Source organism: Pseudoalteromonas sp. 0802, assembly GCF_013350085.1.
Lineage (GTDB): Bacteria > Pseudomonadota > Gammaproteobacteria > Enterobacterales > Alteromonadaceae > Pseudoalteromonas.
The window spans coordinates 53,837-63,329 of sequence record NZ_JABVXE010000018.1; the positions used below are offsets into that span (position 1 = coordinate 53,837).

General features: G+C 37.4%; 11 protein-coding genes and 1 pseudogene. 6 read left to right on the top strand and 6 right to left on the bottom strand.

From position 1 onward, the window contains the following. Positions 1-56: 56 nt before the first annotated feature. Positions 57-1,577 (bottom strand): ISNCY family transposase, encoded by a 1,521-nt coding sequence (locus tag HUS61_RS17965; RefSeq protein WP_095730053.1) that lies wholly within the window; start codon positions 1,575-1,577, stop codon positions 57-59. A 133-nt stretch (positions 1,578-1,710) separates the two neighbouring features. Continuing rightward, positions 1,711-2,439 (bottom strand): annotated as a pseudogene (locus HUS61_RS17970) (DUF4158 domain-containing protein); the annotation flags it as partial. Between the two features lie 502 nt (positions 2,440-2,941). Between HUS61_RS17970 and HUS61_RS17975 the strand changes: the two are divergent. From HUS61_RS17975 to HUS61_RS17985, 3 genes are all read left to right on the top strand, one after another. Then, positions 2,942-3,184 (top strand): hypothetical protein, encoded by a 243-nt coding sequence (locus HUS61_RS17975; protein WP_175083355.1) that lies wholly within the window; start codon positions 2,942-2,944, stop codon positions 3,182-3,184. Positions 3,185-3,414: 230 nt separating this feature from the next. Further along, positions 3,415-4,410: a site-specific integrase gene (locus HUS61_RS17980; RefSeq protein ID WP_175083356.1), complete on the top strand. Its 996-nt coding sequence runs from the start codon at positions 3,415-3,417 to the stop codon at positions 4,408-4,410. A gap of 164 nt (positions 4,411-4,574) precedes the next feature. Continuing rightward, entirely contained in the window at positions 4,575-5,027 is a 453-nt protein-coding gene (locus HUS61_RS17985) for a hypothetical protein (protein WP_175083357.1), read from the top strand. A gap of 636 nt (positions 5,028-5,663) precedes the next feature. On the opposite strand, the gene HUS61_RS17990 is transcribed toward HUS61_RS17985, so the two are convergent. The 3 genes from HUS61_RS17990 to HUS61_RS18000 all read right to left on the bottom strand — a co-directional run bounded on the left by HUS61_RS17990 (position 5,664) and on the right by HUS61_RS18000 (position 6,535). Then, on the bottom strand, positions 5,664-6,014 hold the full coding sequence (locus HUS61_RS17990; protein WP_175083358.1) for a hypothetical protein: 351 nt from the start codon (positions 6,012-6,014) through the stop codon (positions 5,664-5,666). Positions 6,015-6,100: 86 nt separating this feature from the next. Further along, the gene (locus HUS61_RS17995) at positions 6,101-6,244 is read right to left on the bottom strand and encodes a hypothetical protein (RefSeq protein ID WP_162898100.1); all 144 of its coding nucleotides are present in this window, start codon (positions 6,242-6,244) and stop codon (positions 6,101-6,103) included. Positions 6,245-6,259: 15 nt separating this feature from the next. Next, on the bottom strand, positions 6,260-6,535 hold the full coding sequence (locus HUS61_RS18000; protein WP_175083359.1) for a hypothetical protein: 276 nt from the start codon (positions 6,533-6,535) through the stop codon (positions 6,260-6,262). A gap of 422 nt (positions 6,536-6,957) precedes the next feature. On the opposite strand from HUS61_RS18000, the gene HUS61_RS18005 reads away from it, so the two are divergent. Then, the gene (locus tag HUS61_RS18005; protein WP_175083360.1) at positions 6,958-7,269 is read left to right on the top strand and encodes a hypothetical protein; all 312 of its coding nucleotides are present in this window, start codon (positions 6,958-6,960) and stop codon (positions 7,267-7,269) included. A gap of 24 nt (positions 7,270-7,293) precedes the next feature. Beyond that, complete coding sequence (locus tag HUS61_RS18010; protein WP_175083361.1) at positions 7,294-7,554, top strand: hypothetical protein; 261 nt, start codon at positions 7,294-7,296, stop codon at positions 7,552-7,554. A gap of 156 nt (positions 7,555-7,710) precedes the next feature. Here HUS61_RS18010 and HUS61_RS18015 read toward each other — a convergent pair whose 3' ends face one another. After that, entirely contained in the window at positions 7,711-8,598 is an 888-nt protein-coding gene (locus tag HUS61_RS18015) for an abortive infection family protein (protein WP_258536043.1), read from the bottom strand. 289 nt (positions 8,599-8,887) lie between these two features. On the opposite strand from HUS61_RS18015, the gene HUS61_RS18020 reads away from it, so the two are divergent. Beyond that, on the top strand, positions 8,888-9,430 hold the full coding sequence (locus HUS61_RS18020; protein ID WP_175083362.1) for a DNA replication terminus site-binding protein: 543 nt from the start codon (positions 8,888-8,890) through the stop codon (positions 9,428-9,430). Positions 9,431-9,493 lie beyond the last annotated feature (63 nt).

Consider the following 9,493-nt stretch of genomic DNA (forward strand, 5'->3'; position numbering starts at 1 on the left):
TACCGAGCGACTTTGTCGTAAATAGCATATCAGCCAGTTGCTAAACTGGCTACCTTTTATGCCGATTCAGCCAGAGCATTAGATTTTTCGACTCGCAATGCGGTGGTATTCATATTGTTTCTTAGCCACATGCTGCGCACACCGCCCGCGCTAATATCAACACCAAGGGCTTCACTGAGCTTTATCGCGACTTTCTGCTGACCAAGGTGAGGGTGTTCAATTGAGAATTGCACAACGGCGTCTTCTATCGCCTTATCCACACAGTTTTTGTGCCGTAGATTAGGTGTTTCTTGGCGTTTTAATGCTTCAGGGCCACCTTGCTTAACCAGTCTTAAGTGCCGATGAATAGTGTCTCGTGATACGCCACTTTGGCGTGATGCAGCGCTGACGCTTCCGAGTTTTTCGATTAACGCTAATACTTCAAGTTTCTTCTGTACTGCCAAGTCTTCTGATGCCAGTTTGCTTGGTTCATTAACTTCCGAGATCTTGAGTTTGCGACCAGCGAAGTGAGCGGTAAACCCTTTTTTACTCGTGTTCCTTATCTCGATTTTCTGATTGGCAATGGAGTGCTTGAGCGGTGAATCTATTAGGTAGAACTTGTTGCCATAACTGAAGGTATGGTCGTTACGTATTTTACGATGGTCTTTAATGACGCAGATATCATCAAGGTTGATGTGTTTCGACAGAGGCGTAAATTCAGGTACTTGCTTTGATTTCACTTGAACTTTCGACTGCCAGAACTGCGGAATGAAGACATGCTTAAGGTAGGCATTGGCAGCGGCAATATCGTTAATATTGTTCAACCTAAGCTCGGGAACAAGACGGTCTTGGAAGGTATCGAATGCTCGCTCAATACGGCCTTTGCCTTGGGGTGAATTGGCAAAGATGATTTCAATGCCCAGCTCCTCACAAGCCCTCTGCATCTGTGAGAAGTTGCAGCGTTTAGGGCCGCCGAAGATACCGGCTCTGTCCACATAAAGCGTTTTAAACACACCTTTCGTTTCGATACATTCTCTCATGACTTTCAGGCATCCAACGGTGGTCTCTGACGGGAAGAACTCAGCATATACTTCACTGGTCGCATCATCAATCATGGCAATTAAACAGTGCTTTTTATCCCCAAACCAGCGATGTGGACTGCCATCCATTTGCATCATTAGACCCGGTGCTTCCATCCGCTCTCTGCGCTTTCGAACATTGCTACGTCTTCGTTTGGCTCGTTTAACGTGATGAATATCATGTGCCCAACTGCGAAGGGTTTCACGCTTAATAACAATGTTCTCATTCGTAGCTAATTGTTCAGCCAAGTGCAAGAGATTCAAATCGTAATATTTTTCCTGAATCAATTTTTGAACCGCTTTTTTTATTGATACCGGCGTTTTGTTGGGTGGGGCTTTGCCACTGTTACCATGAACAGCGAATTGAATACCGACTTGCTGATATTGCTTTACGTAGCGTTCAATAGTGCGTCGAGACTTACTGAGTAACTTAGCAGCATTGGCAATTGTTATCCTGCCTTCAACCACTTTAGCTATGATATCAACGGTGAGTTGAGCTTTAGAATCCATCACAATCATCCTCAACATGCCTTCTAGTATTCCAAAAACAAAACACTAACAGACACGTAAAAAAGTGACCGACAAATTTCCTTGGTAATTAGCGATTACGACAGAATCGCTTGGTAATTAAGATACGACAAAGCCGCTTGGTGTTAACAATCTGTCTTGTATAAGGCTGTAACTGATGATACACCGTCAGTTCTTTTTTTAGCTCTGTCACCATAACGCTTTTTGCACCGGCTCGAAGCTGGCTTAAGGAGAGCCCATCTTTGTCATCGATAATAGTATTTAGAAATCCGTGTAGTTCAGATGAAACATGAATACGAAGCTTATTATTTAACGCCTTCTTGACCTGTTGGATAACACGACTGATAAGCTTTTGTAAGACAGTATATTTAGGGATGGCAATTCTATGCGTTGCTAGATATTCAGCGGCTGCATCGAATAGATAACGAGGCTCAAGCCAAGCTTTGCCGACCATAACAAGATGTTCGTACAGCGGCGCAAAGTGCAGACTTTCGTCCCATTTCTGATAGTTTAATAACCTCAGTATTCTTTGATATATACGGTCACGCTGCATCTTATTAATGCTGAAAGGCCTGATCCCTTTGCCTCCTTGAACTTGCGTTGAAATAAACTGCATATCGTCAAAGATGAGGTTAAAGCTAGGTGAAAGAATCACAGGCTTAGACTTAAAATACCCTAATAACGCAATGAAATAGCATCGGTGGTTCCTTAGGCGAATACTTTTCAACTCTGTTAACTCGATCTCGTTTGGCGTAAAATACAATCGTTGTTGTTCAAGTGATAATAGCGGCGGAGAATATAGATCAAGCTGCTCAGCTTTGGTAAGAATTGATAGTTCGTTTTTTATAGCCATAGGAATTAAATTAAGTTTAAGGGGTTGTTAACCTCATAATTTGCCATACTTTGGAGAAGTAACCCACCTTTGTATGCCTTTAAATATGGTGAGTATGGCGATTTATGTTACTTTAGAGGGGAAAATCCCTAGAACCCCACTTAGGCGCAATTGCAATTTATTTTATAGGCCCAGAACCAACTCAACCAAACCCTTATGTTTCGTATTTTCTACGCTGGTTGGTGGTTTTAGCTATAGCTCAATGCATGCTTCCGTCATGGCAAGATATTAAGAATTCAATGCCTGGTATTTTAATATTTTCGATACCTTTTGCATTAATTTACGCCAATCTAAATCTTGGGCTAAGTATTTCAGATAACAACATAAGGGAATTTCAAATCGTATTGACGACTCTTGCAACTTACCAAATGATTGGAGTGGCATTTATAAAGTTGCGTATGATCAACGTATAAATTAAGGTTACAGAGTAAGCTGATATCAACTGACATATAAAAGGAAGTTCATGGAATTTAAAATTACTGAGATGAATCACATTGAGAAATTGGACACTGTAATTAGAAATAGCGATAGCCAAGGAGTACAAAGTATCAAGTGCAGCAACCCTTTGTGTTCTAACGCAGCCACGGTAATAAATTTTGAGGTGAGTGTATTTCGTTGTAGTGGCAAAGAGCATTGTGGCGGAAATCAATATAGGGATTGCCCGCGCCATTTTGCCGTCAAACCATTAGATGAAGCTAAAAAGTAAAATGCAGTGTTTAATTTTATCTTTTACTTGCTAAATTTCGGAAGTAAAACATCCCCTTCTACCTAGAAAAATCTTTTTAATTAATAGAGTCTAATTTCCCAAGATTCTATTTTATAGTTAATTTAACATAATATTTTAATTGCATAAATGGGCATTTACACAAGTTTATTTTGGATGTATAAATGTACAGTGCTTATGGTTTCGTATGAATTTAAATTATGAACAGCAGATTGGAAAAGATTATCGATTTAAAACAGCCTCAATTACCGGCTACCAAGATTAAACAAAAATTAAATGAGATTTATGTAAACCCTAAATGTCCGATATTCAATTATGTTAACTCTTTGGCGGCGGATACATCCAAAGAGACCGTCACTCGATGTTTGCAAGCAATTGCAAAACATACCGGCTACCCAGATTTTTATGAAATTAATTGGGCAGAAATTACTTCAACTGATTTGAATAGCCTTATCCATAACCTAAAAGCCAAGGAGCTATCTCCAAAAACGATTTCATTATATGTTTCCGTTGTAAAGGGTGTATGTGAGCATGCCTATTTGTTAGGACAGATTTCTAGATTGCAGCTAGATGGTATTCTAAAAGTGAAAGGAGAAACCGGCTCTAGAATTAAAAAACATCAGGTAATTTCTCGTTCTAGTTTCCAAGTGCTTTTGGAGAGAATAGCAAGCTCAAACCCAACTAATAGAAATAAAATGCTTAGAGATTTGGCGCTTTTTCATATTTTAATTGGTACCGGGTTAAGAAGAAGTGAGTTGGCCACAATAGAGATTTCATCATTAGTCTTAGAGCTTAGTAGCGAAGATAGAGTCACAATAAACACTCAGTATTTGAAGATTATTGGTAAAGGTAATAAGGAAAGATATGTTGCGATCCACCCTATTACAAAACTTGCTTTGGAAGACTGGTTGAATGTTCGAGGCATAATGCCTGGCCCGTTATTTGTCAAAGTATCACATAGTGGAAATATTGATGTTGAAAATAGTAAGCCTTTATCTGGCAGCGCTATTTATGAGCTTTGTAAAATATATAACACAGTTGCTCCCCATTCTCTAAGACGATCATACGCGACCTGGCTGGATGAAAAAGGCGTAAAGATAAGCAGAATTAGTAAACTGCTTGGTCATTCTAAAGAAGTTACAACTGCAATGTATATTGTAGATGAAGATTCAAAGGCATTTGAGGATGTGTTGAATAATTTGTTTTGAGATCTAAAATTTTGTTTCTACTGCCGTTTATATCAAAAAACATTGATTTTTAAGGTTTTATCGATTTACAAAAAGTGACTGAAATCAACATAAATTTTTGTTCATTTTAAATTTATCTTTTTTTGTTAGAATATAGAGTAGTGAACTTACAAGAACAACTAAACATGGCTGATACATATTTTAAAAATCTAGATGATGACTCAAAGAAAAAATACGTCTCACAAGTTTTAGAGCGCTGCAAGCAAGTGTGGGGGGTTGATGAATTATATGAAATTGAAGATGAAAGTGGACGAAGAGCTTTAGGACATAATGCGAGCACTATGAAAATGTGGTTTAGCCGCCCTTCTATGCCATGGGATTTTATTTTAACTACAGCGATTAGAAGAAATGTAAGTCTAGACTACCTTCTTCTGAACATAAATGAAAACACAAATTTAGAAGATGTTAGACCTGAAGAACTTCTTGAAACTGTAAATAAAGTAGTTGCAAGTTCGTTAGAAGAAAGTGCTGATTACGGAATTATTGACCCTACTTTTGTTCCAACAATTACTAAAAAGATTAAAACTTCATTAGAAGATGCTTTAACGATTAAAGCAAAACCGTCCAAATCAGCCTAAGATAAATCAAATTAGCAAGAAAATGGCCAGAAAGACTCTGGCCATTTTTAATCCGACTGGCGTAAAAACAATTCTTCCGAGAAAAGGCTTTTTACTTTAGTGATAAATGTTGGGGCCAGAAATGCACTAAGTAATATCAAGTCGTTTATATTTACAGTAATGGAATAAAAAAAGCCTAAATATGGGTTAAGGGAATTTTGAGTAATATAATTAGACATTAGAATTAGGTGCAAGACAGAATTTACCAGTAAGACATACATTGTAGTTATGGAAGCGTCTGAGTACCTTTTCCCTTTTCGTATAAATGGGAACAATAAAGCAATGAGAAGCGCTGTGATGCTATCAAAAAGCGAGAACATCAAGTACATATTGATTATACCATCAATAAAACCACCAGTTTCACTTAAGTATTCAATAGTCATTAAGTAGTCGGTTGATAAATAGGACAATGTAACGAATGCTACTAAACACAAGTGTGAGAATGATGTTTTTTTGAAGTAGGCTTTAATGATAGTTATGCAAAAAACCAAGAACAGTAAACCTGAAAAACTCATCAGGTACTTTAAAAAGAAATCACTAGCCCCTACAGTAAATAATTCATTGTAGTAGACTATAAATGCTTTAATGTAATCCATATTAAGCTCTGCGTTTGTAACTAGTTAAACTAACTACATTTTCAGACTCTATATTTGGTGTATATGCAGGGATAAAGCTATTTTTCTGAGGGAAACCCTCGATATCAGCAAGCTCAGCTTTAATTTCTTGAATTCTCTGAAAGACCGCAGCTCGCTCATCATTAACTGGTAAGCCTTTCATGTAAACTTCCAATTGAATTGATTCTTGAACCAATTTTCTGACACGCTGAGCTATTGCAAGGGAGCGGATCGATTCGCGCTTTAAGAATGCAGCTAAAGAAATAACCCAAAAAACGAAGCAGAATAACAAGCCCATTAAGGCAACAGGTGAAACTCCCACATTAACATCCATCTTTAACTACTACATCGGGCGTAATAATAATGTACTGAGAGTACACCAGCAATAGTGCTTTATTATTGCTTTTATGTGACTATTTGTTATCTTTCATCTTTTTTCTTAGGCGGAAGAATTCCAGCGCCACGTTCAAGGTTAACAGCTGGTAATTCTTTAATGTTCACCACTTCAATTTCAGTTGATTGAGGCTGAGAAAATGCCATAAAGGTGGCGAAAATAGCATACATATGGAACTCCTTGCGTTAGCCGCACAAAGGAATTTCTACCCTGAGCGGTGCATTTATTTGTTTAAATTGTTCATGAAGTGACGTTAAAAAGTCATCAGCTTCATTCAAGTTATAAAAAGCAAGGCTTGTGCCAATCTTCTCCCCATCTAATATGAAGTAAATAAAGATACGCCTAACAGATCTAAAGGACGACGGAGTAAGCACTTCCATTTCCACCTTTAGATTATGTCTACTTGTGTTCTCAGCAAGCATACAAGCTCTCAATATATCCGGGGGCAAGATATTAATCATATGAAATCCTTATGTTTTTTTACAATACCACTTAAGACAATATGTTTGGTCTAAAAAAAGCGAAATTTTAATTAAAAACAAACTTAATATGTTCCATTGAAATTTATCATTGAGTGATGTTAATTGGAGGTTCAGATGTTACTCATTAAAAAGAAACAAAGCCCAGTACGCGGGTTATTTTACATTTCACTTTGCATTTCATTATCTATTGTAAGTTGCAGCTTGAATTCATATTTTCGATACGGCATGACTTTGCCACTCGAATTTTACACACCCCTAATCATTACTTTGATATTGCCTCTATTGAACTCAAAGCAAGGAACTGTGCTTTTTGGCCCTGTTAAATTGTTTAATTCTGGAAAATAGCGCGATTTTAAGAGTGTGATAGCTTAGATTTAAATGCTCTATGTGGAAGACTTACAATGAAAAATAGTACAGCACTAATATCAATAATCTTAGCGTGCTTATCTAGCGAAGCTGCAGCAATTATCCCTGGGGATAATACTGCATGTTATCCATTATCATATGATAGAGCTGCAATCAAAAAGCAAATAAAAGTGGATCTTCTTACTTATGCGGCCTTTAACACTGTAAGTGGAGAGGAAAAACTATTGAATGACACATACTCAGCTGAACTTGAGAATATAAAAGTGGTATCTACTGAGTTTCAAAATTTTAAATTTTCTTACTCTGAGCGTGATGGCCAACTTTGTGGTTCAATAGTAAAAAAGTAATTAATTTAAAATAAGAGGTTAAACATGAAAGAATATTACGTTGTAGAAATTGGTTATAGTGGCGCTGGAGGTGCTGGAGGAGATGTAGCTAAAAGATTTACATTGGATAAAGACAAAGCTCTTTGGTTTGCTGAGGTATTTTTTACGGGCCTAAAAACATTAGATAAAGAGTCTGGCTTTATAAAAATTATTGGCTCAGATAAAACTCTTTCTTTAACGATTTCTAATAATACCCTACCCAAATTTAATAGTATCAAGCTGCCCTTGCCTCAGTGTAGCCATTAAGAATTCGATTTACTCATTTATGGGCTTCGCGCCCAATTCGAAATCGGCCTAAAAACGAAGTAAGAAATAGATCTTCCCATGCCAAATACATTTTCTACTCCAGCGGCTCAAATCTTGGCCATTGAGGACGCAAGCATTAAACGGCTAATTCAAAGCTTAAACACTCTTAGGCTTTTTTGACTTTTTTTCATCCCAAGTTTCGAGGACAAATAATGCTAAAGTATGCGCAGAGTGAATAGCAAGCCTAGCGTGGCGTGGTTTCAAATTATAAACCTTGCGTCCTTCCCCATGCGCTGAGCTAGCATGCGTTCTAAATGCACCAATGCCTCCCACAATTGACAACATCCCAGAAATAATCCTCTTTAGATCATCATCTTGAACTAGTTTAGTGTCAAAACCTAAATCATCTCTTACTACTTTCCAAACACCTTGGAGATCTTGCTTTTGGGGGAACGGTAATTTTTCATCTTCAATGTATACCTTAAAGATTGACTCTAATATGTTACATGCAGCGGAAACAGCGTCTCGTGGGGCTGAATTTACATTATTTAATGCGCGGTTAAACTCAGCTTCTATTGAGGGGATATCACGGCCTTTAATTACCTCCAATAATGATTTGCTGGGAGCTGAATTACCGTCTGAAACTGTCCCCCCATTGATGTATGTTAAATTACAACGCTCAAAGACTTTTATTAATTTAGTCTTTAGCTCTTGCTTTTGCGCTGTAATATTTACTCCCCATTGATAGCTATCTTGAGCTAATTCATCAGATAACTCCATGTATTCTTCAATGATTTTCCCTAAAATTTTAAGTGGAAAATCAGATTCCTTATTAATTCGTCGTAACCAAGCTTGTATTTTTACTTGTTTAGACCCTACAGGCGGTTCTCCTGGTGCGTCAGCATACGTAAATAGGTTATCTAATCCAACGTGTGACTCTATCTCATGCAGATTATCTGATAAAACAGCAATAACTGGAGCAGGAATTTTTTTTCGCATAATTTTTTGATATGAGATTGCAAATGCTAACAGTTTATCAAGCATTTTGTAGGATATAAAATACCCAATGTTATTTTCATATGGATACCTTGTTTCTGAATTCCGGCTACCTTAACATTAAATCTATACCATCATACTAATATCTATAATCAATACTCACCCACCCTTAGTGCCATTGAATAGCCCCGATTGGGTTGCGCCCTTTCAAGAAGATAAAAATAAATAAAAGAAAAATTAAACAAACAAAGGACAAAAACGCAGATGCTGAGGTGTGTGCTTTATATACAATAAATGGTATGATGGTATAGAAAGTAACCGCTTAAGTGAATTACCTATGTCTTTGTATAATGATGTTGAGTTTGCATTTAACCAATTAGTTAGTGCGACTGAAGCACTTAACCAATTCCTTCATGAATGTGAGGTGGTTCATGCTGAATGCTATAAGTTACCAGCTTCAGCTGGTGACATGTCCGATACTAGTGGTTGGGAATTAGTAACCCCTGAAAAGCATACCGGCTTTACTGCATTAAGTATGGCCACAGGTTCTTTTGCCCGGTTTACGCCAGATTATAACCACTCACCTAAATACCCTTTTAGACTACCTGGCTTTATCCAATTGGCGCCAATTCATTATCAATCAGCTTCACAGCTGGTGGAGGCATGTAATTTACAAAAAGTGATAATAAAAGAGCTCATCAACAGCAGCAAACTCAATCAAGGTCAAAAGCGAGAGCTAATACAGTCAATTTGCCCTAACGCTATTACCTTACAAATATACAGGCTGATCAAAGTTGCTGATGGCCCAGTTAAACGAGTTGGTTTTACTTGGTGTAACAAAAACAGTATGAGAACAATTAACAAAGGTAAGCGTAACTAATAGCACACATTAACGGTAATTGGTTTTCTCGGGTGGATCAATTTTGTTGACCATTTAACCGGC

Bases quoted from the DNA above. Each gene is read 5' to 3' on its own strand.
- HUS61_RS17985 (WP_175083357.1), top strand. From the start codon at position 4,575: ATGGCTGATACATATTTTAAAAATCTAGATGATGACTCAAAGAAAAAA.
- HUS61_RS18010 (WP_175083361.1), top strand. From the start codon at position 7,294: ATGAAAGAATATTACGTTGTAGAAATTGGTTATAGTGGCGCTGGAGGT.
- HUS61_RS17975 (WP_175083355.1), top strand. From the start codon at position 2,942: ATGGAATTTAAAATTACTGAGATGAATCACATTGAGAAATTGGACACT.
- HUS61_RS18015 (WP_258536043.1), bottom strand. From the start codon at position 8,598: ATGCTTGATAAACTGTTAGCATTTGCAATCTCATATCAAAAAATTATG.
- HUS61_RS18020 (WP_175083362.1), top strand. From the start codon at position 8,888: ATGTCTTTGTATAATGATGTTGAGTTTGCATTTAACCAATTAGTTAGT.
- HUS61_RS18000 (WP_175083359.1), bottom strand. From the start codon at position 6,535: ATGATTAATATCTTGCCCCCGGATATATTGAGAGCTTGTATGCTTGCT.
- HUS61_RS17995 (WP_162898100.1), bottom strand. From the start codon at position 6,244: ATGTATGCTATTTTCGCCACCTTTATGGCATTTTCTCAGCCTCAATCA.
- HUS61_RS18005 (WP_175083360.1), top strand. From the start codon at position 6,958: ATGAAAAATAGTACAGCACTAATATCAATAATCTTAGCGTGCTTATCT.
- HUS61_RS17965 (WP_095730053.1), bottom strand. From the start codon at position 1,577: ATGATTGTGATGGATTCTAAAGCTCAACTCACCGTTGATATCATAGCT.
- HUS61_RS17990 (WP_175083358.1), bottom strand. From the start codon at position 6,014: ATGGATGTTAATGTGGGAGTTTCACCTGTTGCCTTAATGGGCTTGTTA.